The organism is Sphingomonas sp., from assembly GCF_032114135.1.
Lineage (GTDB): Bacteria > Pseudomonadota > Alphaproteobacteria > Sphingomonadales > Sphingomonadaceae > Sphingomonas.
Genome location: NZ_DAMCTA010000001.1, coordinates 1 through 25,266, shown reverse-complemented (window position 1 = coordinate 25,266; position 25,266 = coordinate 1). Strand labels below are relative to the sequence as shown.

General features: G+C 64.8%; 22 protein-coding genes. 8 read left to right on the top strand and 14 right to left on the bottom strand.

All coding sequences use genetic code 11. From position 1 onward, the window contains the following. Positions 1-3: 3 nt before the first annotated feature. The 7 genes from RT655_RS00110 to RT655_RS00080 form a co-directional block, all read right to left on the bottom strand. Positions 4-1,068: an AAA family ATPase gene (locus tag RT655_RS00110; protein ID WP_313534270.1), complete on the bottom strand. Its 1,065-nt coding sequence runs from the start codon at positions 1,066-1,068 to the stop codon at positions 4-6. A 12-nt stretch (positions 1,069-1,080) separates the two neighbouring features. After that, on the bottom strand, positions 1,081-2,667 hold the full coding sequence (locus RT655_RS00105) for a hypothetical protein (RefSeq protein ID WP_313534267.1): 1,587 nt from the start codon (positions 2,665-2,667) through the stop codon (positions 1,081-1,083). Continuing rightward, positions 2,664-3,518, bottom strand: coding sequence for an AAA family ATPase (locus RT655_RS00100; RefSeq protein ID WP_313534265.1), 855 nt, complete (start codon positions 3,516-3,518; stop codon positions 2,664-2,666). Before RT655_RS00100 ends, RT655_RS00105 begins: the two co-directional genes overlap by 4 nt. A gap of 3 nt (positions 3,519-3,521) precedes the next feature. Beyond that, positions 3,522-5,039, bottom strand: a complete 1,518-nt coding sequence (locus tag RT655_RS00095) for an XrtA system polysaccharide chain length determinant (RefSeq protein WP_313534262.1) — start codon at positions 5,037-5,039, stop codon at positions 3,522-3,524. Then, entirely contained in the window at positions 5,039-5,635 is a 597-nt protein-coding gene (locus tag RT655_RS00090) for an XrtA/PEP-CTERM system exopolysaccharide export protein (RefSeq protein ID WP_313536862.1), read from the bottom strand. Before RT655_RS00090 ends, RT655_RS00095 begins: the two co-directional genes overlap by 1 nt. Positions 5,636-5,773: 138 nt before the next feature. Beyond that, a complete protein-coding gene (locus tag RT655_RS00085) occupies positions 5,774-6,985 on the bottom strand; it encodes a pyridoxal-dependent decarboxylase, exosortase A system-associated (RefSeq protein WP_313534260.1) in 1,212 nt (403 codons plus the stop codon). Further along, a complete protein-coding gene (locus RT655_RS00080) occupies positions 6,982-8,469 on the bottom strand; it encodes an acyl-CoA ligase (AMP-forming), exosortase A system-associated (RefSeq protein ID WP_313534257.1) in 1,488 nt (495 codons plus the stop codon). The genes RT655_RS00085 and RT655_RS00080 overlap by 4 nt, the downstream gene beginning before the upstream one ends. An 88-nt stretch (positions 8,470-8,557) precedes the next feature. On the opposite strand from RT655_RS00080, the gene RT655_RS00075 reads away from it, so the two are divergent. The 3 genes from RT655_RS00075 to RT655_RS00065 are packed head-to-tail and all read left to right on the top strand — an operon-like array spanning position 8,558 to position 10,187. Further along, positions 8,558-8,815, top strand: coding sequence for an acyl carrier protein (locus tag RT655_RS00075; RefSeq protein ID WP_093295256.1), 258 nt, complete (start codon positions 8,558-8,560; stop codon positions 8,813-8,815). Beyond that, positions 8,812-9,453 carry a hypothetical protein gene (locus RT655_RS00070; RefSeq protein WP_313534252.1) on the top strand — a complete coding sequence of 214 codons (642 nt, stop codon included), beginning with the start codon at positions 8,812-8,814 and terminating at the stop codon, positions 9,451-9,453. Before RT655_RS00075 ends, RT655_RS00070 begins: the two co-directional genes overlap by 4 nt. Further along, positions 9,441-10,187 (top strand): serine aminopeptidase domain-containing protein, encoded by a 747-nt coding sequence (locus RT655_RS00065; RefSeq protein ID WP_313534251.1) that lies wholly within the window; start codon positions 9,441-9,443, stop codon positions 10,185-10,187. Before RT655_RS00070 ends, RT655_RS00065 begins: the two co-directional genes overlap by 13 nt. Before the next feature lie 7 nt (positions 10,188-10,194). Here the strand turns inward: RT655_RS00065 and trxB are convergent, their stop codons facing one another. From trxB to RT655_RS00045, 4 genes are all read right to left on the bottom strand, one after another. Beyond that, positions 10,195-11,166 carry a thioredoxin-disulfide reductase gene (gene trxB, locus RT655_RS00060; protein ID WP_313534250.1) on the bottom strand — a complete coding sequence of 324 codons (972 nt, stop codon included), beginning with the start codon at positions 11,164-11,166 and terminating at the stop codon, positions 10,195-10,197. 140 nt (positions 11,167-11,306) lie between these two features. Continuing rightward, positions 11,307-11,444 (bottom strand): hypothetical protein, encoded by a 138-nt coding sequence (locus RT655_RS00055; protein ID WP_313534249.1) that lies wholly within the window; start codon positions 11,442-11,444, stop codon positions 11,307-11,309. Between the two features lie 83 nt (positions 11,445-11,527). Next, positions 11,528-12,778, bottom strand: a complete 1,251-nt coding sequence (locus RT655_RS00050; RefSeq protein ID WP_313534248.1) for an HD-GYP domain-containing protein — start codon at positions 12,776-12,778, stop codon at positions 11,528-11,530. A 406-nt stretch (positions 12,779-13,184) separates the two neighbouring features. After that, positions 13,185-13,403 (bottom strand): hypothetical protein, encoded by a 219-nt coding sequence (locus tag RT655_RS00045; RefSeq protein ID WP_313534246.1) that lies wholly within the window; start codon positions 13,401-13,403, stop codon positions 13,185-13,187. On the opposite strand from RT655_RS00045, the gene RT655_RS00040 reads away from it, so the two are divergent. Further along, a complete protein-coding gene (locus RT655_RS00040; protein WP_313534245.1) occupies positions 13,390-16,431 on the top strand; it encodes a TonB-dependent receptor domain-containing protein in 3,042 nt (1,013 codons plus the stop codon). The genes RT655_RS00045 and RT655_RS00040 overlap by 14 nt on opposite strands. 180 nt (positions 16,432-16,611) lie before the next feature. On the opposite strand, the gene RT655_RS00035 is transcribed toward RT655_RS00040, so the two are convergent. Both RT655_RS00035 and RT655_RS00030 read right to left on the bottom strand, forming a co-directional pair. Then, a complete protein-coding gene (locus RT655_RS00035; protein WP_313534244.1) occupies positions 16,612-17,595 on the bottom strand; it encodes a right-handed parallel beta-helix repeat-containing protein in 984 nt (327 codons plus the stop codon). A 430-nt stretch (positions 17,596-18,025) separates the two neighbouring features. Continuing rightward, positions 18,026-19,111 carry an acyltransferase gene (locus RT655_RS00030; RefSeq protein ID WP_313534243.1) on the bottom strand — a complete coding sequence of 362 codons (1,086 nt, stop codon included), beginning with the start codon at positions 19,109-19,111 and terminating at the stop codon, positions 18,026-18,028. Positions 19,112-19,324: 213 nt separating this feature from the next. Here RT655_RS00030 and RT655_RS00025 point away from each other — a divergent pair, with 213 nt between their 5' ends. From RT655_RS00025 to RT655_RS00010, 4 genes are all read left to right on the top strand, one after another. After that, a complete protein-coding gene (locus RT655_RS00025) occupies positions 19,325-19,492 on the top strand; it encodes a hypothetical protein (protein ID WP_313534241.1) in 168 nt (55 codons plus the stop codon). 533 nt (positions 19,493-20,025) lie between these two features. Next, positions 20,026-20,769 carry a replication protein A gene (locus RT655_RS00020; RefSeq protein WP_313534240.1) on the top strand — a complete coding sequence of 248 codons (744 nt, stop codon included), beginning with the start codon at positions 20,026-20,028 and terminating at the stop codon, positions 20,767-20,769. Positions 20,770-21,350: 581 nt separating this feature from the next. After that, the gene (locus tag RT655_RS00015) at positions 21,351-22,739 is read left to right on the top strand and encodes a class I SAM-dependent methyltransferase (protein ID WP_313534239.1); all 1,389 of its coding nucleotides are present in this window, start codon (positions 21,351-21,353) and stop codon (positions 22,737-22,739) included. 630 nt (positions 22,740-23,369) lie between these two features. Beyond that, a complete protein-coding gene (locus RT655_RS00010; RefSeq protein WP_313534238.1) occupies positions 23,370-24,305 on the top strand; it encodes a hypothetical protein in 936 nt (311 codons plus the stop codon). A gap of 17 nt (positions 24,306-24,322) precedes the next feature. Here the strand turns inward: RT655_RS00010 and RT655_RS00005 are convergent. Continuing rightward, on the bottom strand, positions 24,323-25,266 hold a 944-nt coding region (locus tag RT655_RS00005), incomplete at its 5' end, for a phage portal protein (protein ID WP_313534237.1).

Genomic DNA, 25,266 nt, shown 5'->3' with positions numbered 1-25,266 from the left:
GGCTCAGGCCGCGCTGCCGCGCAGGGCGTCGAGATCGATGCCGCTGCGGCCATCGTCCTTCTCCACCCAGTCGACCAGCAGCGAGAGCACGCGGCGGAGCGCATCGGACTGCGAGGCGACCTGCGCCTCCAGCTCGGCGACGCGGCGTTCGAGCGCCCGCGTCTCGGCCGAGCCTTCCGGCACCGCGCGCAGTTCGGCGACGCGGCCGGGGCGCACCGGCGCAGGCTCTGGTATCGGCTCGGGCGCCGGTTCGATCACGTCCTCCTGCTCGATATCCTCGATCACCGCCGCGACATCGGGTGCGCCGAAATTCTCGATCTGCTCGACCGCGCCGTAGAGCAGCACGCGGCTGGCCAGCTGGTTGAGCCTGCGCGGGATGCCACCCGACCAGCGGTGCATCGCCGCCAGTGCATCGGCGGTGAAGCGCGGGCGGCCGCTCCAGCCGACCAGCATCAGCCGATGCATCAGATAGGCCTCGACCTCCTCCACCTCCATCGGCGCGAGATGGTGCATCGCGATCACCCGCTGGCGCAGCTGCTCGAAGGCGGGCTGCTGCAGCACTAGCCGAAACTCGGGCTGGCCGAGCAGGAAGATCTGGAGCAGCGGATAGCCGCCCGCCTGGAAGTTGGAGAGCATGCGCAGCTCGTCGAGGCTCTCGCCCGGCAGCGCCTGTGCCTCGTCGACCACCAGCAACGTGCGGCGCCCCGCGCGGGCGACCTCGTGCAGCCCGCGCTCGATCGCCAGCAGCAGCGCCGCCTTGGACAGGTCGTCCCCCGGCAGCCCGAGCCCTTGCGCCACCAGCCGCAGCATGTCGTCGGCGCGCAGATGGGTCGACACGATCTTGATCACGTTGAGCCGTTCGCCGTCCAGCTCGGCGAGCAGATGGCCGAGCAAGGTGGTCTTGCCCGCGCCCGGATCGCCGGTGATGACGACGAAGCCCTCGCCCTGGCTCAACCCATAGCCCAGATAGGCCATCGCCTTGCCGTGCGTGGCGGTGTCGAACCAGAAGCGCGGATCGGGGGTCAGCTGGAAGGGCCGGCCGCGCAGCCCGTAATGATCGTCCATCATGCGTGCAGTCTCTCAAAAACCATAGCGCGCTCCGATCAGCGCCTGTGCCGATGCCTGGTCGGGGCCGTCGCGCATCAAGCCGTAGAGACCCGCCGTCGCGGTGAGGCTCAGATGTCCTAGGCGGCGGGTGTAGGCGGTGTTGGCGCCCCAGCCGAACACGGCGGTGCTGCCGGGGATGTCGCCGTCATAATAGCTGGCGAGCAGGTTGAGCCCGATCGTCCCGTCACGTCCGGCGGCGAGCGCGGCGAAGGCCTGGGCGTAGAAGCTCTCATCCCAGCTGCCGCCGGTTGCGGTCGCGGCAACCGGGGTGAGGAAGTCGCGCCGGGCGAAGCCGCCGCCCACGCCCAGCCGGGTGGTCCCACGGCTCCACACAGCATTGGCGGTCATCCCGCGGCCGCGATAGGCCGCCGTCGCCGCCGAGGAGAAGGCCCCGGCGATGCACCCGCCCGCCGCCGCGCCGCTGGTGCCGTAGATGCAGGCGCCGGCCTGATTGCCGAACGGATCGGCGGTAGTGACGAAGCCCACCGGCAGCGCGGCGAGGCTGCCGCCGACCTGCTGGCCATAGGTCTCGACGGTATCGTACACCGCGACCTGAAAGCCGCTGCCGTTGTTCCGCTGGAAGGTGAAGCTGCCGGTATAGCGCATCGCCCCGTAGCGGCGGCCGATCCGCACCTCGAGCGCGGTTCGACGGCTCGGCCGCCAGAACACGCCGCCGTCCCAGAACAGCCCGTCGAAATCATAGGCGAGCCGCACGGGCGACGCGGGATCGGTGACGTAGCGCCCCGCCCCATCCACCACCGGCTGGCCGCCGGCCCCGAGCAGCGGATCTCGCTGGCGCACGGTGATCTGCTCATACCCCGCCCCGCCAACCAGCGCGACCGTGCGGCTGATCGGCGCGATCGCGTCGCCGCGTCCCGAGCTGCTGGCGAAGCGCTGGTCGAGCTGGCTGGCATTCTCGCGCACCAGGCCGCCGGTGACGCTGAGCCCGATCGGCAGCACCGCGCCGGGCTTGGTGCCGATGCTGGCATTCGCCGCATGCGAGGTGGAGTGGTCGAAGCGATCGATCTGCGGCAGCGTCGATGCAATGCCGGTTGCGACGCCGTCGTCCACCTTGGTGAAGCCGAAGCGATAGGCGCCCTGCACGAACAGCGGCCCGGCACGAGTATCGAGCTTAGGACCGACATAACCGGAATAGAGTTGGCTGAGGTTGCGGGCAGTGGCGGTATTGCCGGTCAGTGCATCGCCGCGCGCATCGGTGCGGGTCCGAGTGGCGACGGCGCCGGCCTCCAGCGTCAGCCCGCGGGCGACGGCGATCCGCGCCTGGGCGAGACCGTTATGACTGTCGCCGGACTGCAGGCTGCCCTTCTCGGTGAAACGGTGCTGATATTGGTAGCTCACCTGCACCTGCACCCGGCGGGTGCGGATGCTGCCGTCGAGCCCGGCGCCGAGCTGCGAATAGGTCAGCGTCTCGCCGCCGTTGACCTCGGCGGTGGCGACTTGGCTCACCTCGATATAGGGGGTGACGGTCGCGCGGCGCTGGGCGGCCGCGGGCACGATCGCGGCGGCGCAGACGGCCAGCACGATCGCGCCACGGATCACCGGCCTGCCTGCGCGTAATAGCTGCCGAAACGCCGGCCCGAAGGCTGGAACGACACCGCATTGAGCACGAGCTGGATATGCTCGCACCCATCGAGCGCGGCGACGGCGGCGCGCAGGTCCTCCTCGCTGGTGCGGTCGGCGCGGACCACCATCATCGTCTGGCCGACATGCAGCGCCAGCACCGAGGCGGGCGAGGCGGCCAGCGCCGGCGGCGAATCGAAGATCACGATGCGGCGCGGATTGGCCGCGGCCAGCCGGTCGAGCATCGCCCGCGCGCCGTCGCTCGCCAGCAGCTCGGTGTCGCTGACGCTGCGGGTGCCGGCGGGCAGGATCGCGAGCTGCGGCACATCGGTATCGACGATGCAGGCCTCGACATCGATCTGGCCGGCGAGCGCATCGAGCAGCCCCGGCCCCTCGCCCATGCCGAGCCGCTTGGAGACGTCCGGCTTGGCGAAATCGGCGTCGACCAGCAGGATCTCGACATCCTTCTCGGCCGCCATCGAAAGCGCGAGGTTGATCGCGCAGAAGGTCTTGCCCTCGTCAGGCTGGGCCGAGCAGACCAGGATCATCCGCGCGCGATCGGCATCGACGCCGGCGACGCCGCGCGCGGTGAGCAGCAGCTGCCGCTTCACCATGCGGAACTCCTCGGCGAGCGGGGTGATCGGCCCGCCGGGCACCAGCATGCCGGCGGCGGCAAGCCGGGCGCGATCGATCGGCACCATCGGGCGATCTTGGGCGGGCGGCGCCGCCTGCGGCTTGGCAGGTGCTTCCTCGGCCGGAAGCCCCGGCATCATCGCGATCGCGCGCTGGATCAGCGAGCCGGTGAAGCGCTTGGGGCTATGTTCGTTCATCGTTCAGGCCCCCGCAGCGTGGTGGAGCATGCCGACGAGCAGGATCGCGGCATAGGCAGCGCCCAGCCCCGCCACCCCGCCGAGGAAATGCTGGAGCTGCTTGCGGCGCCGCGCTCGCTGGGGGAGCGTGATCACCTCGCCGATTGCGCCGATCACCGGCATGCCGCTGGCGCGCTCGAGCCGGGTCGGGGTATCGAACGTGGTGCGCAGCTTGGACAGGAGGAACGCCGCCGCCACGCCAGCACCGAGCCCTGCGACCAGCACCGCAGTGAGCAGCATCGGCCGGTTGGGCGAGCTGGGGCTGCGCGGTTGGGTCGGCGGGTCGATGACGCTGAACTTCACCGCATCGGTCTGGCTCTGGGCCTGGCTGCTGATCCGCAGCTGTTCGCGGTCGGCGAGCAGCTTGGCGTACTGGTCCTTGAGGACCTGATAGTCGCGGTCGATCTGGCCCTGTTCGGAAGCGGCCTGGGGCGCCTGCGTGAGCTTCGCGCTGAGCGCAGCGAGGTCCCCCTGGATCTGCGCGCGGCGCTGGCTGAGGGCTGCGACCTGCGCGGCCTTGTCCACCTGCATCGAGCGGAGGCTGAGATAGAGCGGATTGGCGAAGCTGCCCCCGCCGCCGCCTGTCGGCTCGCGCGCGGCGGCAGCCTGTGCCCCGGCGATCTGCCGCTTGAGCGCAACCACGTCGGGATGGGCCTCGGTAAAGCCGCGCGCGCGGGCGTCCGAGAGCTGCGCTTGCAGGTCCGCGAGACGGGCGCGTGCTGGCCCTGTTCCCACCGGACCTCCGCCCTGCCCGGCCACGCTCGCGGGCGTGCCCGCCATCTGCGCATTGACCGCGCTAAGGCCGCTCTGCGCCGCCGCCAGGTCGCTCTCGATCTGCTGGATCTGCTGCTGCGCCGCGCCGATCCGGTCGTCGAGCGAGCCGGTGCCCGGCAGGCTGCCCAGGAAGCGCGACTGGAATTCGGCGCGCTTGGCCTCGGCAGCCTGCAGCGCCTGCTGGCGCTCGGCGAGTTGCTGATCGAGAAAGGCGAGCGACTGGCTGCTCTCGTCGCGGCTGTCGGCGAGCTTGTTGTCGCGAAACAGCGCGATCAGCTTTTCCACCACTTGGCGGCAGATCGCCGGATCGGCGCCCGTCACCGCAATCTCGAACAGATTGTCCTGCTGGGCGGTGAGCTTGATCGCCTTTTGCAGCCCAGCGATACGCGCGCCGAGATCGGCCGGCTTGGTGATCGTCTTGGCGAGGTCGGTGCCGCGGACGATCTTTTCGAGGTTCACCGAACTGGTCAGCGTCTGGCGGATGCGATCGATGTCCTGCTGCTGGCCGGCGGCCGCCACGCCGCCGTCGTTCGGCAGCACCTGGCGCAGCTCGACGAGCACGCGCGCCTTGGATTCGTAGCTGTCGGGGATGCGCGACACCGCCACCCAGCCGACCACGCAGACCGCCCAGGCGATCGCCAGCGCCAGCGTGCGGCGCATCCACACCGCGTGGATCGCGCTGCGGACCTCGTCGAACAAGCCCCCCATCAGAACATGCTCTGCGGGATGATGATCACGTCGCCCGGCTCCAGCCGGACATTGGCCGAAGTGTCGCCATTCTTCAGGAGATCGGCGAGGCGCAGCTTGAATTCGCGCTGCTTGCCGGTATGCGGATCATAGCGCACCAGCCGCGCGCGGTTGCCCGCGGCGAATTCGTTGAGCCCGCCCACCGCGATCATCGCATCGAGGATCGACATGTTGGCCCGATAAGGCAGCGAGGCCGGCTTCTCGGTCGCGCCCACCACCCGAATCTGCTGGCTGAAGGTGCCCGAAAAATTCTCGACGATCACCGAGACGATCGGGTCCTTGATATATTCGCTGAGCGCCAGCTTGAGGTCGTCGGCGAGCATTGCGGGGGTCTTGCCCACCGCCGGCATGTCGTTGATCAGCGGGGTGGTGATGCGGCCGTCGGGGCGTACCTGGACCTTGGTCGAGATCTCCGGGTTGCGCCACACGAAGATGCTGAGCTGGTCGAGCGGGCCGATGACATATTCATCGCTCGGGGCTTCCTTCGCGCCTACAAACCCAGCCGCGGGCAGTTCGGGGCGCGGTCCACCGCCGCCGCACGCCGATAGCTGCGCCATCAGCGCCAGCGTCGCCGCCGCCTTTATCCCAAACGAAACCGCCATTGCCGTGCCTCCAAGCGGCAGCGGGGTGGCGTGTCGCGCGCCCGTGCCGGACGGCGACCTATGGCGCAGGACGCGTAAATTTAGCGTTAGGCGTCAGATTTCTGCCAGAACCTCGCGAACCAGCGGGTGGCCGAGGAACGCCTGCGGGCTGGCGCTGGCGCCATAGGCCCCTGAGGCGAAGATCGCGATCAGGTCGCCAACCTCCGCGCGGGGCAGCGCCACGCGATCCGCGAGCCGATCCAGCGGGGTGCAGAGCGGGCCGACCACCGTCACCACCTCCTCGGACGCATCCTGCATCCGGTGGGCGACGGCGACAGGATAGTTGCGGCGCACGACGGTGCCAAAATTGCCGGTCGCGGCCAGATGATGGTGGAGCCCGCCATCGACGACGAGGAAGGTCTCGCCTTGGCTTTCCTTGCGGTCGATCACGCGGGCGAGATAGATGCCCGCCTCGCCGACCAGCCAGCGGCCGAGTTCGATCGCATAGTGCGTATCGAGCCGGTCCAGCGCGCCCGCCAGCGCCGCGCCTACCGCTTCGACGTCGAGCGGCACGTCCCCCGGGAAGTAGGGAATGCCGAAGCCGCCACCGAGATTGACGAGCGGCGGCAGCGCCCCCGCTTCGTCCGCCAGCCTTGCGGCGAGGCCGATCGTCGCTGCCTGCGTCTCGATCACCGCCTCGGCCGAAAGCGCCTGCGAGCCGGCATAGATGTGGAAGCCCCGCCAATCCGCGCCCGCCGCGATCAGCCGGCCAACCAATGCGGGCACGCGCGCGGCGTCAATCCCGAAGGGCGAGGCGCGACCGCCCATCTTCATGCCGGAGCCGCGCAGCTCGAAATCGGGGTTCACCCGCACCGCCAGCCGCGGCGTGATGCCGAGCCGATCGCCGATCGCCAGCGCGCGCTCGGCTTCGCCCTCCGACTCCAGGTTGAGCGTTACGCCCGCGCGCACCGCCGCTTCCAGCTCCGCGTCGCGCTTGCCGGGTCCGGCGAAGCTAATCGCCGAGGCGTCCATCACCGCCAGCGCCTTGTCCATCTCCCCCGCCGAGGCGACGTCGATCCCGTCGACCTGGGGGGCGATGGCAGCAATGAGCGGCGGAAAGGGATTCGCCTTGATCGCATAGTGCAGCGCGACCTGCTCCGGCATCGCCGCCCGGAAGCGGGCGATGCGCGCCTGCACCGCGCCTGCGTCATACAGATACAGCGGCGTGCCCGCCGACGCCCAGTCGGCGGCGCTGCGGCCCGCAACCTGCAGGTCCGGCGGGCCAGCATAGTCGGCGGGAATGGGCCCGATGGGCTTGGCGTTCATAGGATCTCCGTCTTCAGCCCGGACCGATCGAGCTTGCCATTGGCGTTGCGCGGCAGGCTCTCCCGCCAGACATAGCGTGCCGGCTGCTGGAAGCTGGGAAGCTCCCGCCGCAGCCGCGCGCGCAGTTCGTCCTCGCGGCTGCCATCGCCGCGCGCGACCACCAGGATCGCCTGGCCGAGCCGGGGGTCGGGAATGCCGAACGCGACCGCTTCGCTGGTCTCGCCGCCGGCGACCACCGCCTCCTCGATCTCGGTCGGGCTGATGCGGTTGCCCGAGGATTTGATCATCTCGTCGTCGCGTCCGACGAAGCGCAGCAGTCCCTCGGCATCCTCGGCGACCGTGTCGCCGGACCATACGGCCATGCCCTGGTTATCGGCGAAGAACGGTGCCGCACGGAAGCGCAGCGCGGTCCGCTCCGGATCGCGCCAGTAGCCCTTGGCAACCAGTGGCCCGGCATGGACGAGTTCGCCCTGCGCGGCAGGCTGTCCATCGGCATCGACGATCAGGATCTCCGCGAAGGGAATGGCGCGGCCGATCGAGTCCGGATGAGCGTCGACCAGCGCCGGATCGAGATAGGTCGAGCGGAACGCCTCGGTGAGGCCGTACATCGGGTAAAGGTCGGCATCAGGAAAACGGCTGCGCAGCCGTTGCACCAGCGGCCGGGTGAGCGCCCCGCCCGAGTTGGTCAGCCGCCGCAGCATCGCCGCGGTTTCCGCCGGCCACTCGGCCTCGAGCAGTTGCACCCAGAGCGGCGGTACGCCCGCCAGCGTTGTGATGTCGAACCGATCTACCGCCTTCACCACGTCACGCGCGGTGAGATAGTCTAGCGGGACCACCCGCGCCCCTGCTGCCCAAGTCGAGAAGAGCTGGTTTTGGCCATAGTCGAAGCTGAGCGGCAAAACGCCCAGCACGCGATCCTTTGGCGCGACCTTGAGATAATGCGCGACGCTGATTGCGCCGAGCCACAGATTGGCGTGGCTGAGCATCACGCCCTTGGGCCGCCCCGTCGAGCCCGAGGTGTAGAGGATCGCCGCCAGCGCGTCCGGGTCGCCGCTTGCAGGCGCCAGCCGATCGGTCCCGGCGAGATCCTCCTCGATGAGAATCCGGCAATCGGCAGGCACGTCGCCCGGCTCGAGCGCCGCAAGCCGCGCCTTCTGCGTCACCAGCAGCCGCGCGCCGCTGTCTGCGAGGATATGCGCGACCTGCGCGCGCTTGAGGGCGGGGTTGATCGGCACATGCACCAGGCCCGCGCGCGGCCCGGCCAGCGGCAGAACACAGGCGGTGCGCGTCTTGGGCAGCCAGCTCGCCACCCTTTCGCCGGCGGGCAGCCCCCATGCGGCGAGCACATGCGCCATGCCGCCGACCGCCGCCTCCAGTTCGGCATAGGTCAGCGTGCCGGCCTTGTCTTCCAAAGCAACGGCGTCCGGCGCGCCACGCAGCGGCAGCGCGTCTATAAGATGCGGGGCGGGATCCAGCGCGATCATGCCACCACCCATAGTCTTGGCAGCGCCGTCGCCAAGCCTTACGGAAGCGCAAATTTCTTGCAGGGGAACCCCATTGCGGCCTGAAGCCATGCTCGACATCGAAACCACCGTCCGCGGCGTGCTGCGCGACGTGCTCGGGTTGAGCGACGAACGCGTCGCCGCGTTCGACGAGACCACGCCGCTGTTCGGCGCCCTGCCCGAGCTGGATTCGCTCGCCGTCGCCGGCGTGCTGACGGAGATCGAGGATCGGCTGGGCATCCTGATCGAGGACGACGAAGTCGACGGCGAGATGCTGGAGAGCTTCGGCACGCTCACCCGCTTCGCCGCGCAAAAGGTATTGGGGTGATCGAACCCTATGACTGGGCAGGCGGCCGCGAAGCGATGCTACGCTTCGGTCCCGGCAGCGGCCCCGTCGTCATCGCGGCACTACCGCTGTTCGAGGAGGCGAACCAGATGCGCGGCTTGGCCGCGACCATCCTGCGATCGCTGGCTGAGAACCACGGTATCGCGGGCGTGCTGCCCGAGCTTCCGGGCACCGGCGAGAGCCTGATCCCGAGCGAACGCATCGCGATTTCCGATCTGCGCGCGGGCTTTGCCGCAGCGGCGCGTACCGCCGGCGGCCGGGCCTATTCCATGGCCATCCGCAGCGGCGCGCTGCTCGACGGCAGCGTGGTGATCCGCCGCCGCTGGCATTTCGCGCCGCAGCCCGGCGAGGCATTGCTGCGTGCACTCCGCCGCATCCACCGCACCGGCGACGCGCCCGGCTATGGCGGGCACCGTCTGCCCGACACGTTTCTGGACGAGCTGCCCGACTGCCATGTCGAGCCGGCACGCACGCTCCGACTGGAAGGCGATACCCGCGCCGCCGATCGCCTCGTCCCCGGCCGCGCGCTGTGGCGGGAGCCGACGCCGGACAACGACCTCGCGCTCGCCGCGCTGCTCGCCGATGATCTCGCCGCCTGGGTGCGCATGTGCGAAGCCTGATCGGCTTCCCCTGCCTGGGTGACATGCTGGTCGGCACGCTGGACAGCGCTTCGGGCGCTACCGGGCTGCTGATCGTCTCGAACGGCAACGAGATCCGCAGCGGGCCGCATCGCAGCATGTCGCAGCTGGCGCACCGCATCGCCGCGGCAGGCTATCCGGTATTCCGCTTCGATCGGCGCGGCGTCGGCGATTCGGCGGGCGTCAACCGGGGCTTTATGGAAAGCGCGCCGGACCTTGTCGCGGCGGCGGGGATCTTCCGGCGCGAGGCGAAGCTGCGACGCGTGGTGGCGTTCGGCAATGGCGACGGCGCGACGGCGCTGGCGCTGTTCCATGCCCAGGCGCGGATCGACGCGCTGTTGCTCGCAAATCCCCTCGTCCTAGCCCCCCTACCCTCGCCGGAGGAACCCGAGGAACGGGAAGCCGCGCGCGGCTGGATGCGGCAGATGGTCGGCCGGGTCGGGACAAGGCGTGCAGAGACCCATCGCAGCCTCGGCAGCGAGCTCGCCGCAGCGTTCACCGCGGCGGAGGTGCCGATGACGGTGCTGCTCGCCACCCGCGACAAGATCGCCGCGGACTTCGCCGAATTCCTGCACAAGCCGGCCTTCTCCGCCGCCGGCACGCGTATACGCCGCAAGCAGTTCGATACCGCCAGCCATGTCTTCGCCGGCACTGCCGACAAGGCCTGGCTCTACGAGCGCGTGATCGAGGCGCTCGCCGAACAGCGAGCGCCCTGACCTTCGATTATTCGGCCGCCTGCGCCACCGTCTCGAAATCCGCCGCGGCGAGGAAGCGCTCGGCGTCGAGCGCAGCCATGCAGCCGGTGCCCGCAGCGGTGATCGCCTGGCGGTAATGCTTGTCCATCACGTCCCCGCAGGCGAACACGCCGGGCACGCTGGTGTTGGTCGTGCCCTTCTCGACCTGGATATAGCCGTCATCGTCGAGCCCGATATGGCCGCGGAACAGCTCGGTCGCCGGGTGGTGGCCGATCGCGACGAAGCCGCCATCGACCTCCAGCGTCGAAAGCGCGCCGGTTACCGTGTCCTTCAGCTCGATGCCGACCAGGCCCTCGGGCTGGCCACCGCCGATGAAGCGCACGACTTCCTTGTTCCAGGCCATGGTGATCCGCTCGTTGGCGAACAGCCGCTGCTGGAGGATCTTCTCGGCGCGCAGCGAATCGCGGCGGTGGATCAGCGTCACGTCGTGGCTGTGGTTGGTGAGGTAGAGCGCTTCCTCGACCGCGGTGTTGCCGCCGCCGATCACCGCCACCTTCTTGCCGCGGAAGAAGAAGCCGTCGCACGTCGCGCAGGCGCTGACGCCCTTGCCCTTGAGCAGCTCTTCCGAGTCGAGACCCAGCCAGCGCGCCTGTGCGCCCGTGGCGATCACCAGCGTGTCGCCGGTGTAGACAGTGCCGCCGTCGCCGATGAGGCGGAACGGGCGCTGGCTGACGTCGATCTCGACGATCGTGTCCCACATCATCTGCGCGCCGACATGTTCGGCCTGGGCCTGCATCTCCTGCATCAGCCAGGGACCCTGGATGACCTCGCGAAAGCCGGGATAATTCTCGACATCGGTGGTGGTCATCAGCTGGCCGCCAGGCTGGATGCCCTGGACGACGATAGGGGCGAGGCCCGCACGCGCGCCATAGATGGCGGCCGAGAGGCCGGCGGGGCCAGAGCCCAGGATCAACATGCGGGTAGAATGGGTGGCGTTCATGGTCTGCTTTCCGACGAATCTTCGATGCCGCTTCTAGAGACAGGGCATCGTCGGAAGCAACATGGCGTCGCGGGACACATCTGCAACGCCGTGCCGGAACGGAAAAGCTGTCACGGCACCAAGGCGAAGTTGCTGTCCCGTCAGCGAAGGATCCACAGGGCGACGGTCGCCCAGAACAACACGCTGCCCATCGCCATGATCAACAGGCTCCCCGATGCGGCGGGATCGACACCCCGGCCTTCGACCTGCTCCGGCGGCAATTCATGTAATGCACGCATTATACGGCGACTCCGTTCAAGCGACCCTCTTCCTGTTCTTCGTTATAGACGATCCGGAATCGCGTGCCGTTCCGGTATTATGCCTAATTTGTTACAGCGACTGGCGGGTACAAGTCCAGCGAAGGAATCGCGCTCGGCGCATTCTCCGCGGCCATGAAGCCGACCACGCGATCGTCCTCCTCTCCGCCGTTCAGCACCAGGGTTTGCGGGGTTAGGGCAATACCCTCCTTGCAGCAGTGGAAGATCAGGAGCCGGGTTCGTGTAGCGCGCCCGCCATTGTCCAGCACCAGCGCAAGCCGGTCGGAAGCAAGGCGCACCAGCATCCCGGGCGGATAGAGATTGATGCTGCGCATGAACTGGAACAGCAGCTCGCGATCGAAATGCCCGTCCCAGCCCCACATCGCGCCGAGCGCCCGCATCGGGGGCCAGGCGCGCTTGTAGGCCCGGTGGGAGGTAAGCGCATCATAGACGTCGCAGATCGCCCCCATCCTGGCGGGCAGGCTGATATCCTCCGCCCTCAGCCCATGCGGGTAGCCATTGCCGTCCCAGCGTTCGTGATGGTGGAGGCAAACCTCCATCGCCAGTGGCGGCATCGCCCCATCCTCCCGCAGCAGTGCGGCGCCCTCCTCCGGATGCGTGCGTACCAGCGCGAATTCGTCGGGTGACAGGCGACCGGGCTTGTCGAGCACCGTATCGGGGATCGCGACCTTGCCGACGTCGTGAAGCAACCCGGCAAGCCCCAGCACGCGCACGGCCTCGTCGTCCATCGCGAGATGGCGCGCCAGATTGACCATCAGCGTACAGACCGCAACCGAATGCAGATAGGTATATTGGTGCTTGCTCTTGAGCTGCAGCACCCGCAGCAGCGCCGAGGCGTTGCGATCCAGCTGCCCGGCGATGTCGTCGACCAGCGCGGCCACCTTTTCGTGCGCGACGGCCCGCCCCAGCCGGACATCTTCGAATGTGCCGCGTACCGTATCAAGCGCACCTGCAACCAGCGCCGCGGCCTGGGCTTGGTCGGCGGAGAATCGGGCTGCCGGGGATTCGGCAAACGGTCGCTTGGTGCCGGGTAGCGGGGAAGCATCAGGCGTTTCCCCCTCCCCACCGTCGCGCGCGTCGATGGCGGGATGCACCGCGACGTCCGGCGCCAGTTCCCGCGATCGCGCGACGTCGATGATGACGCCGCCGTGAAAGGCGCGCAGCTTCTGCAAGTCCTCCAGATCGGTGAGCAGAAAGCGCGTCCGCCAGAAGGGGTGCTCCCACCATGAACCCTTGAAGCCATGGATGAACATCCCCAGCCGAACCTGTGCCGAGGCGATGGTCTTCAGCGCCATCCGATGCGCCTTGCCTTATCCGATGCCGACGCCTCCCAAAAGCGCATCTCCCCTGACACGTCGCCGGGTCTCCCAAAGACTTACACTTGCCCCGACACTAGGTCATTCGACCTAATCGACGATGTGCGGATATCGTTAGCTAATCGCTAAGGCGGTTAGCCGCTACAACGGGCGATAGTTGCCAGACCGCATCGAATGGGATCGCTACCGGGGAGATCTCACCAGCCTGGGGCTCGATCGCACCACTGGTACGCCACGGACGAGCCACCCGACACGTCGCTCCGCCAAGCATCGCACCGATCTCACCGGAGAAACAAAGATGAACCCCTGCGACAGTAAATATCCATAACTTGAAACTTTATTTCAGCAAATGCTTGTTTAGATTGGGTCGCATCCCGAGACAGTGTCATCGAGCGACGTCCACGCCAGCTTCCGCCACAAACGCCTCCAGTGCAAACAACCGCCACTTCCGGGGTAAACGGTTGCCGCGCCGCGGCATTTTTAAACCATCTTTAACTTCGCCAATGATAGCGGGCGTTGCCGCAGCGCCAAGTCCTGGCTTGGTCTGAAGCGATAGCAAGTCGCTGCTGCGATAAAAGGGAACAGCTTTCATGATTTTGATCAATTCTGTGCGTTTTCGCAAATTGCGGTATGGAATTTCGACCGCAGCGTTGCTGACGGCGATCGCCGCCCCTGCGTACGCGCAGACGGCTGATCCCACCCAGGCGACCGACACCGCCAGCACGGTAGACGCGACGCAGGATGCGGCCGCGCCCGACGTGTCGTCGCAGCCCCCGGCCGATCAGGCCCCCATCGTCGTCACCGGCACGCTGTTCCGCAACTCGAACGCAAGCTCGATCTCGCCGGTGACCGTGCTGAGCTCGGAGACGCTGCAACGCGCGAACATCACCACCGCGCAGGATGCGATCCGTTCGGTCTCGGCGGACAGCGCCGGCTCGATTTCCACCGGCTTCCGCAACGGCTTCTCCGCCGGCGGCGCCGCCGTCTCGCTGCGGGGCCTCGGCGTCTCGTCGACGGTGGTGTTGATCGACGGCCTGCGTTCGGCGAACTTCCCGCTCAACGACGACGGCCACAATTCCTATGTCGATCTGAACTCGATCCCGTTCAGCATCGTCGACCGTATCGAAGTGCTGAAGGACGGCGCGTCCTCCACCTATGGTGCGGATGCGATCGGCGGCGTGGTCAACCTGATCAGCAAGAAGAACGTCCAGGGGATCGAGGGCTCGGTCCAGGGCGGCACGACCGGCAAGGGCGACGGCGCGCACTATCGCGCGACGCTGACCGCCGGCTATGGCGACTATCAGGAGAAGGGCTTCAACTTCTACGTGAACGGCGAGTATACCTATGACGGGTATATCACCAACAATTCGCGCGGCTACCCGTTCAACACGCTCGACCTGACGCCCAGCGGCCTGCTCGATCGCAACCGCAACGACGACAGCCTGACGACGCCGAACCCGCAGGCAGTCGTCACGCGCGTGCGCCAGACCGATCTCAACAATCCGCTCGCCGGCCAGGTCGGCGCGCCGCTCACCAACCAGTATCAGCTGCTCAACCCCAATGCGTGCGCCAACGGCACCTTCACGGTGACCTCGGGGGCGGCCCAGGGCACCGGCTGCAAGCACAATATCCCGGATGAATATTCGATCATCCAGCCGAAGCAGCAGCGCTATTCGACCACGGCCCGTCTCACCGCGCGCCTGAGCGACAATCTGGAAGCGTTCGCCAGCGGCAGCTACTCGCATTCCGAAGTCACCATCACCGGCACACCCTCGGGCATCCGTCAGACCCAGCCCTTCGGCGGCTCGGCGTCGATCGCATCCAGCAGCCCGGGCATCGTGCTGCCGATGTATGTCTGCGCCTCGGGCGTGAACTGCGCCACCGCGGCTGATCGTCGACTGAACCCGAACAACCCCTATGCCGTCGCCGGCGCCGATCCGACGCAGAACGCTGCGCGCATCTACTATCTGTTCGGCGACATCCCCGCCGGGAGCTTCCGCTATGTTGACGTGTTCCGCACCACCGCGGGCATCTCGGGCGATCTGGGCAGCGGCTTCAAATTCCGCCTCAACGGTGTCTATGCCCGCGACAATTTCGCCGTCACGCAGCGTGGCTTCATCAACATCCAGGGGCTGCTGAACGCGATCAACACCGGTTCCTACAACTTCGTCAATCCGGAGCAGAACAGCGCGGCGGTGCGCAACCAGATCTCGCCGGAGCGCACCACGCCGTCCTATTCGACGGTCGCGACGATCGGCGGCTCGCTGATCAAGACCGTGATGGCGCTCCCCGGCGGCGACCTGAACATCGGCGGCGGCTTCCAGGTCCGCCGCGAAACGCTGATGAACCGCAACCAGAATGCGGATCTCAGCTATTACGCGCTCAACACCTCGTCGGCACAGGGTCGCCAGACCGTGACCGCGGGCTTCTTTGAGATCGACGCGCCGTTCCTCAAGACGGTCGATGTCAATGTATCGGGCCGCTACGACCATTATTCGCAGGGCTATAGCCACTTCTCGCCCAAGGTCGGCGTGAAGTTCAACCCGACCGAACAGATCGCGTTCCGCGCGACCTATTCGCAGGGCTTCCGCGCACCGACCTTCGCGGAATACAACGCGCTCAGCAGCTATTCGGGCTTCTCGTCGTACACGCCGATCAAGAGCTTCGTCGATGCCCACCCGGGCAACCCGGCCTATTCGGGCACCTACAACATCGGCAGCGGCGCCACCGGCAACCCCAACATCCTGCCGGAAAATTCGCAGAGCGTGACCGTCGGCACGATGCTGCGGCCAACGCGCTGGTTCAACGTCACGGTCGACTATTACAACATCAAGAAGTCGAACCTGATCGTCAGCGGCCCGCTGCGCGCGGACGCGATCAAGGCCTATTATGGGCAGACCACCGCCGCCGCCGGCTGCGCGGCGCTCGCCGCGGTGGGTCCGGGCTATGCGTGCAACGTCGTCGACGCGCCCGATCCGGTCAATCCGAACGCGCTGCCCCGCCTGCTGGTGTTCAACGTGCCGTACGTCAACGCCAACTATCAGGTCAGCTCGGGCATCGACATGCAGGCGACCGCGAACGTCCGCTTCTCGGACAATGTGCGCCTGATCAGCCGCGTCGACGTCACCCGCGTCCTGCGTCTCGATCTGGTCACCCCGTCGGGCGTGGTGCAGAAATATGCCGGTACGCTGGGGCCGTACGAGCTGTCCTCGGGTGGCGGTACGCCGCGTATCCGCGGCAACTGGCAGAACGCGCTGGAAGTCGGCAAGTTCTCGCTCACCGCGACGACCTATTATGTCGGCCGCATCAAGCAGGTTGCCGCGGACGAGATCTCGCCGGATCCGGTCACCAACAAGATCGACCTGTCGTGCTCGCACACGCTGGCGCCGATCGCCCGGCCGGAAGACGCCTCGAAGTTCTGCTTCATCCGGCCGTTCATCTATGTCGATCTGAACGCCGGCGTCGAGGTGAACGACAAGTTCCGCTTCTTCGTCAACGTCCAGAACCTGACCAATGCCCGCGCGCCGCTGGCCGCGGGTGCCTATACCAGCAACCCGAACTATCTGAGCAGCTGGCACTATGCCGGTCTCGTTGGCCGCAACTTCAGCGCCGGCGCGAGCTTCAAGTTCTAAGCCTGCGAAAGCACCAGGGCGCATCGGGAGGGCAATCGTCCCCCCGATGCGCTTCGGCGCATCAAGCGCCGTGCGCAGCCCCTGCCTCGCCGCGGTAATCTGCGCTTCGACATGTCCAGCAGCCTCGTCGCGACGCGCGATCGCGTCACCGGCAGGCATGAACTCCCCCGCGAATGGCAGTTACCGTACGAATTCGCCCCCGAGACTGTTGTGCGCGGGCACGCCGCGCCGGTTCTGGATCATATAGTCGGGCGCAACGTTGAACATGATATTCACGGGTGAGATGGTCCGGAACCAGGGGCGGTATTTGGGTCCCGCAAAGATCTTGTTGTTAAGGATCGAGATGCTACTCGACGCGCCGCCGAGGTAGACTGCGTTCCACATCGTGCATCTGAACGTGTTGTACGCGATCGTGATCCGCTCGTATCCGCCAACGTTGTCTTCATCCCCCAGGAACACGCCCTGAAACTCGTGTCCGGGATCGCCGATGAAGGTATTGCTGAAGATCGTCACGTCCTTGCAGCCGGAGCGCTTGCCGGAGGTCCAGCATTGGATCCCATCCGGATGGGCCTTGGGGACCGGGCGGAAGCTGTGAAACATGTTCGTCGCGATCCTGCCGCCCCGCGCCCCGGGGATGTCGATCGCGTCGACACCGATGAAACTGAATACATTGTTCTCGATCGTGAATTTCGAACAGTCGTCGCAGGTTATGCCGACACTCAGATCCTGAAATTTGACCCCGGCAACCGTCAGCCCCGTCGTGCCGCGCGCCATCAATCCCTGCATGTCGTTCAGCGGATTGTTGTCCAGCGTGCTGTAGAACCAGCCACCGATAAACGATATGTTCGCCCCGCCCGAGACTTCGGCAATCCGCGCCCAGGATGCTTCGCTGCCAAGCGCGCGCGAGAAACGTATGTTTCGAAAGGTCAGCCCGGTGGTGTTGGTGACGACAAGCCGGGTGATCGTCGCCGGTTTGGTGGGATCGGCGCTCTCGATGGTCACGGGCTGTTGCCAGGTCCTGTTGCGGACGACGACCTGCCCATAATTGCCGGGCCGGAGAACGATATGTTCTCCTCCGCGAGCGGCCGAAAGCGCGGCCGTCAGCTGAGGATTGCTGCCGGCCGCAACCGAAGCAAGAGCGAACAGGATTGGTGGTAGCGCCATAGAACGGGTAATATGGTTAAAGGTTCCCGCCGAACAGTCTGCGGCCACTCGCTTCGCCCACGGCCTGCCTCTGACCATCGCTGCGCCGCAACAAAAACGCCCCAAGCGGAAGCGAGCAGGCTGACGCCAAGCCGACTCCGGTGGGGTCCACGGAGATCTTTTGCATATTCACGACTGTGTAGCCGGCGTTCGGAGAATCGGCCCGCGCATCGCTTCCGCCACACGCCCTGGCTGGAAGCCCGGCCCAGTATATCGCCGTGAGGCCATCGCGATGGTGCGCGCTCTCTGGCCGTCAAAGCCTCCCCGCGACACGGAAGAAAGCGGCGTCCATCGTCTGCTTGCCAGACGAGGCCAGCCTCGAACGTCACATCCCCGCCCCCCCCACCCGACAACAGGCTGCGGGGGGGGGCAGGCTCCCCCCGGGTTTCGATCAGGCTGGACTGGCCCGCCGAATCGGGACCGACCGGCGTGCCCAGCGTGCGATGGCGGGAAACGCATCCTTGAACACCAGGATGCGCTTCTCGATGACGTGCCAGGAGAAGACCGCGAAACACACCATGGCGAGCAGCGAAAGGGCCAGCGTCTCGAAGAACCTGCCCGGTCCGATGAGATGCACGACCGTCTGCTGGATCGGATAGGCGTACAGATACAGCCCGTAGGAATAGTCGCCCCCGAACACCAGCTTGGGGCGCCACATCCGATTGCAGCCAAAGGCGGCGATCGCATAGGCCGCCGGGAAGCTGGCCAGATATTGTGCATTCGGAAAGTACAGCATGCAGCACGCCAGCCCGAAGGCGGCGATCGCCACGGCAAAACCACCCGGCAATGCATTCCGGAACCGATACACAACCATGCCGGCGACGAAGCTCAGGGTCAGGTTGAACTTGTCGACATTGAACCACAGCGGCGCGCCGCTGTGCACCTGATGCCAGGTCAGGACAGCGGCAGCGACGACATAGGTGGCAGCGAGCAGCCTGGCGCGCTTGGTAAATCCGATGAGGAACAGAATGCTGATCGTTATGTAGCATTCCAGTTCCGACGGCACGGTCCAGAGCGAGCTGTTGACGATGCCGGAGACCGGGTTCGCGATGAAGACACCCGGCAGCCGAAAATGAATCCAGCCGATGATGTTCACCATGTACTGGAAGAATTCGCGATGCGTGAAATAGGCAGCAAGCGACACCGTCGTCAGGAGCGGCCCGAGAATGAGCGCAGAAAGCAGCACCTCAACCGTCAGCGCCGGGAAGATGCGCAGAACGCGGTGCCAAAGAAAGACGCCGAGATTGGGCGCACGCTCCAGACTGGACGAGACGAGGAAGCCGCTAAGCGCAAAGAACATCGGGAGGATGACCCGCACCAGCACCATGATGGGTTGATCGACATACGGCATCAGCGCCTCGGTCGACATCGTCACCGGAAAAGTGTGCCAGAGCACCACCGCCAGCGCCAGCAACAGCCGCGCATAGTCAAAACCCGTCGTGGCCCGCGACGCGAACCGCTCTCCCAACGTCGACATGTAGCTCCCCCCGAAGAGCAGCCCAAGAATCGGCCGCCGGACTTGCCCTGCGCCAGCCTTAACCATGTTCTTGTCTATAAATCCACGCCTACACGCGCAGGACCAGCCAATTGTATCAAAATGGATCAATCAATGCTGCGTGCACACCTGACGGCTGCTATCGCCATTTAGGTGCGACCAATAGATCTCGGCTGGCAATCTGGGGGGATTCCAATGAGCGACCAGCGGAATTTGAGGATACGCGGTATCTATTTGGTCTGGTATTTAGTGGTGGCGGTCGGCGTGGCCACGGTCGTTTCGCTGATCGTCACCGACCAGCTCGGCATCACGCGTGAGGGCCTGCCCCATGGCAGTTACGCCGCGTTCTTCAACGGGGTCTAGTCGGCGATCCGAACGGCGACTTGCGGTTCCGCGCGTGCTCGCTCGCGATGGCATCCCAATCATGTCTAGGCGGGCGGCGGACCCGAGGCCGCACCCTCGCCAGTATCGGCGGCTCGCAAGGGCTCGCCGCAGGCAGCGCGCACCGATCGGGCTACGGGACTAGCTGGTGGCATGCAGGCGCCGGGCGCGCAGACTGGCCAGAAGGAGGTCGCCTGGCCGAATCGATGCAGCGGCCGATGTTTGACGCGGCCTGTCCATCGGGACGCGGCAACGCACAGGCATCGACCGCAATGCGCTACCGTCGATAGTCCGGCGTGGCTGATGTGCTGACATTCGCTGCGAGGACCGCACCATCGTGACAGTCCTGACAGACTGCAACGATGGTAGCGGAGGAGGGACTTGAACCCCCGACACGCGGATTATGATTCCCCAGAAAACCTTTGATTGGGCGCGATAAATTTCCCGACCTCGGGATTATCACCTTTGCCATTTCAAACACTTAGCGGCGCTTTCCCAACCGGGATGGCGGCATAATGGCGCGCTCGATCGGCGATCTGGCCGCAACTATCCTCCATTCCCCAGGCACCCAGAAATCGAATCGACGGACCGGCCAGCCGGTGCGCCGAAACAGCTATGCGGTGGGAGAGCGGGAACGCCGCCTCTGGCGTCCAATCGCCGATGGCAAATGTCGGAATGCGCGCCGATGGATCGGCGCCGTCATGCGCGCCGCGCGCCGATTTGAACGCGAAAGCATGGAAGCCGGGAAGCGGAATGGCGCCCTCGGCCACATTGGCTTAGAGGTCCTTGAGGAGCTTTTTCGCCTGGTCGACTACCGTACGGGACGCCTTGACCCCGCTGTTGCCACCATCGCTGCCAACATAAGGCGGTCGTACAAGGCTGTTCATGCGGCATTGAAGCGCCTCGCCGCCGCCGGCTTCCTCGAATGGATCCGTCGCACGGAACAGACCGACAATGAAGGCGAGTTCGGCCCCCAGGTTCGTCAGATCTCCAACGCATATGGCTTCCGGTTGCCGAAGCGCGTTGCGAAGATGGTACGCCAAATTCTAGGCAATGCCCCTCCCCCCCAAGACGCTCTTTGGCGACGAGATGAGCACGCGGCCGAGACCAACGCGATGCTTCTGTCCGTATCCGCGGTGGAGGCGTTCGACGCTTCGATCGACGTCGACGGCGAACTCGGCACCGCTTTGCGCAACCTCGCGCAAGCTGTCGACAACGCGAATTTCCTAGAGGGCGAGAATCCGGGAGCCAAAGGATAATATATGAAAGGAGTGCCCTGTCGGGCACGCGTAGGTTTGCGGACACGCGATCATCTGGCAGAAATAGGCACCTTGGTCGTCAAGCCGCGACAGGGGGACGAGGCGGCTTGCGCCGCCTCGAGGGCTCCCCAGCGGGGAAGCCCGGCGAGGTTTAGCCGAAATTCGATCGTAGCAGCGGGCTTGGATGGCCTCTGTAAGCCCAGCGGCGACTGCACAGCGTTGATGCACTGCTCTGGACGGGAAGCGCATCAAATCGCATCACGCCCTGCCCTACGCCCCTCGCAGGGGCGGCCTTGGGCGCGGGAGTGCATCAAAAGGGACACGAAAAGGGGGCGGGCGAGGCGGGGGGAAAAGCGCTCTTTTCGGGGGGGCGACGCGGGAGCGGGCGGGCCGCGCCACTTGGAGCGCTTGTGTCGCTGCCATCCTTGGTCGACCTCGCATCTGCGTTTCGACGTCCACGGGCGCCAAAGCGGAATTGATCCCCACAAAAATGGCCCTATGACCCCTTTCAGTTGCTCTTGCTCAGAAGCATCGGAACAGCATGGGGTATTTTGATGGACTGCGCTGATCGGAATTATCGCATGGCGGCATCCTTCATCATCGATGCTGACCCGGTATTTGCATATACTGGTTGGAACCTTGTCCATTCGATCTTGCGGCATACTGAGCTCGCGGCTTCCGACATCCACGTCCAGTGCACGCCGGAGGTCTCAAATCAAGTTGTAGAACGGTTCCAAGGCTTGGGTTGCCAAACTCATCAGCTCTCTCGTTTCGGCGACGGTCGATACTGTAACAAGCTGGCACAGTGGGAGAATCTACGGGATCAGGGCGTAGACCATGTGGTATTTCTGGATACCGACATGATTTGCATCGGTGACTTCGGTGCGTTCCTCCCGAAAGACGCGATTGGCGGCAAGGTTGTGGACCTTTCCAACCCTCAGCTGGCGCTGCTTGATCATCTTTTTGAACGCGCGGGTTTTGCCGACCGGCCTCCCATAATCCAAGTTGAAGCGTCAGCAGGCACGACCTACCAGGGCAACTGCAATGGTGGCTTCTATTCCGTGCCATCACAATTTGCCGACACCCTGTTCGCTTCCTGGCGGAAATGGGCTGAACAATTGCTCGGAGACATCGAGCCACTACGCGCGGCCGGCAAAGAGATGCATGTAGACCAGATCGCATTCTGCATGGCCCTGCATGAGACCGCGCTGCCGTATGTGAGCCTGCCGTCCAACGTGAATTACTACGTGCATTTTCCTGGCCTTCATTCCCATTTCGACCCTCGCCGGCCCCTTGCACTCATTCATTATCACAATAGCTCATTAAACGTCCTTGGCTTGCTTGAGCCTGTGGGCGCGGCCGAACCACATGAAGCCGACGGGGTTGGGCTAGCAAACGAACTGATCAGAGAGCACTTCGATACCCAGCTGTTCTGGGACCTTAGATACAATCGATTCCCCGAACGGGGTTCCGGCGTAGGCTCTCGCGGCGACAATCTTGCTTACAAGCGGGGCCTCCTGATCTCAGAAGGCGTTGAGACCGCTGATTCAGTTTTAGACGTTGGATGTGGCGACCTCGAAGTCGTCGGTAGCTTAAAACTTCATAACTATCTGGGCCTTGACCGGTCCCAGCAGAGCCTTGACGTTGCTCGGTCAAAACGTCCCGACTGGCAATTTATGCTGGCCCCCTATGACGCGCCTTGTGCCGACTTCGTGATTTGTCTTGAGGTTCTGATACACCAGCGTTCACAAAGCGAGTACAGACAGCTGATTGAGTATGTGGCGCAAAGGACTCTGCGGCGCCTGATCATTTCTGGCTACGATGCCCAAGGTGACCATGTCGCAGCAAACCATATGATTTTTTTTCATGAACCATTGAGCCTGAGCCTTAAAGCTACTGGGCGCTTCTCCTCGATACAGCAGATCGGCAGCCATTCCGATGTAGGCATATATCGATGTGATGTACGTTGAACGGTCGTGGGCCAGACCCCGAGGGCGTCCAGGCGGGATCCCAGCATTGACAGCCTTAGCGCCATCCACTTTCCAACAATCGCCCCAATATTGCGCATCGACGGCCTTATAAGCCGTAGGACAGCTTTTCAGGAACTGCCGCCCAGGTGAAGCCACGGGCCTACATCGCTGAGGTTGGGGATCTGCGCCGGCCATCGGCTTTTCGCTGGCGGAACCGAATGACCTCGCGGCCGATCAGCTCGTAGAATTGCAGCAAGCGCACCTGTAGCGGGGCGATTTCCACTTCGAACAACGTGTCGACAGTCTGAAGCAGGTTTCTAACGCACGGGAGAGCTAAGCTGGCACGATGCCAGGCACCCGTGGCGGCACGCGGTACGCGGCAAGCGCGTCGTCGCATGTCGCGTTCTTGATTCAAAAACCTTGTCCTTCGCGCCTGCCTCGCTGATCGGCAGGGTTTTGAGCCCCCCGCCCGTCGCGTTCGGCGCGGGACGAACCGAAAGCAACTCAAGATGCGCGAAACGAGCAATTGTTACGCAAAGTAACGATCGACACCAAAGTGATTTATCTCTCTATTAATCAATATGATGCAGAAAGGTTGTGATAAACACCTCAGGCGGCGGAAGCTTCACAATGGGCCAGAAAATCGACATCAAAGTTTACAATCACTCGGATAAGGTGATTGACTTCGAATTGGTGAATAGCAAGTGCATGTACTTGCCGGAGATCAACAAAATTACGGCTCAGCCTAAAGAATGGGTCGTCTTTAAGGACGTTGAGACCAGCCACGCTTTCACGTCCGTCTGCTTCTTTCTTGATAGCATCATTCAGGTAGTGGCAAAGTACGACGGAAACGTCTTAGGCTCCACAAAATACAATATCTACGCCAATGAATCCAAATACTATTGGTATGCCACCGGAAGCATCATTGCCGGCACTGCGAAACGACTTTGTGGCGTTCAGGAAATGGCGTCGGTAAATTCTAAGGGCCGAGCAGTTTCTCCACTAATTGTGGAAAGAGTGGCCTCCTACGGCGACCTGTTTTTCTCTGGTCGTGACATTTTCAAGGATGATTCAGCAGACGTTACCGTATGGACCGTCGCCGAAAGCTTATCGGAGGATGGACATAAATTTCCATCGATGCTGATGAACAATGTCTCGACAATCGACGCGAACCGAAACGACCATGCATTTTCGGAAGTCGTAAGCGGGCTTATCGAGGGTGCCGGGAAGGTCGCAAAATTCTATGGCGATGTAAAACCTGCATCCGTCTCCAAACCCTTGGCTGGTACGTTCAAGGAAAGCTGGAAAACGGCATCGCCGATGCTGTTTAAGCGAGCGTCTGATTTCTACGCGGGGTACGCTACAATGATGCAGGAGTGCAAAGAGATTTCGATCCTCGTACACAATCGGGAAGCCACACCGTCTTTCCATGTTGTATTCACCGACGCCCTGGTCAACGCTCCCGCTATCGTTTCGGGCAATTTCGACCTTCCCGAGCCCCCAGATAATCATGACACGTTCTGGAAGAGCATCCGGTCAAGCATTCAGCCTGCGGATCTCAACTGACGTAACCCAGCTCAAACTCAGGCCGTGTTGGCCATCCGCTTTCGATCGCGGAACTGGATTACCTCACGGCCGAGCAGTTCGTTGAACTGCAGCAAGCGCACTTGCAGCGGCGCGATCTCCAGCTCGAAGAACATGTCGACCGCTTGGAGCGGGTTGCCGAACCCGCTGGAGCCTTGCGCCGGCACGATGCCAAGCAGCTGGGGCGGCACGCGGTGCGCGGCGAGCACGTCGTCACGCGTCGCGTTCTTGATGCCGAGGAACTCGTCCTTCGCGCCCACCTCGGCGATCGGCAGGATCTTGAGGCTTCCCTCCTTCGCGTTGGGCGCGTGTACGAACAGGTTGCGGAAGTTGCCCGGCCCCCGCGACGCCTTGAGCGCCGTCTTGAGCGCGGTGGTGTCCTTCTCGTCGATCTCGCCGGTGGCGTAGAGGATATAGCCCGCGTGGCTGCCGTTCAGGTAATAGCGGCGGCGGAACAGCGTCGCCGCCTCGTTGAGCAGCGCCGACTGCAGCGCGCTCAGATATTCGGGCACGCCGTAGATCTCCTGGTTCACGTCGGGCTGGCAGACCTGCTGCACGCTGCCGGGGGCGAACTCCACCTCGTCGCGGTCGCCGGGGACATAGAAGAACCGCCCCGCATCCACCCCGCGCTGGGTGTATTTGGCGATGGCGTGCTCATAGCGCAGCACGCCGCCTAGGACATTGCGACGCTCCTCCAGATAGCCGTTGCCGAAGACGAGAAAATCATGCGCCATCGCCTCGAAGGCGGCGGCGCTGAGCAGCGGCGATGCCTGGAAGGATGCGACCAGCAGGTTTCGCTTGAGCATGATGGCGCTGCTGTGATGCGGCGAGACGCGGAACGCGCGGGCCAGGCCGTCGAGCGACACCGGCGGTTCGTACCATCGGCCGTTGTGCCAGCACTCGGCCATGTCGAGCAGCTCGCGCCGGTTGAGCACCGGCTCCG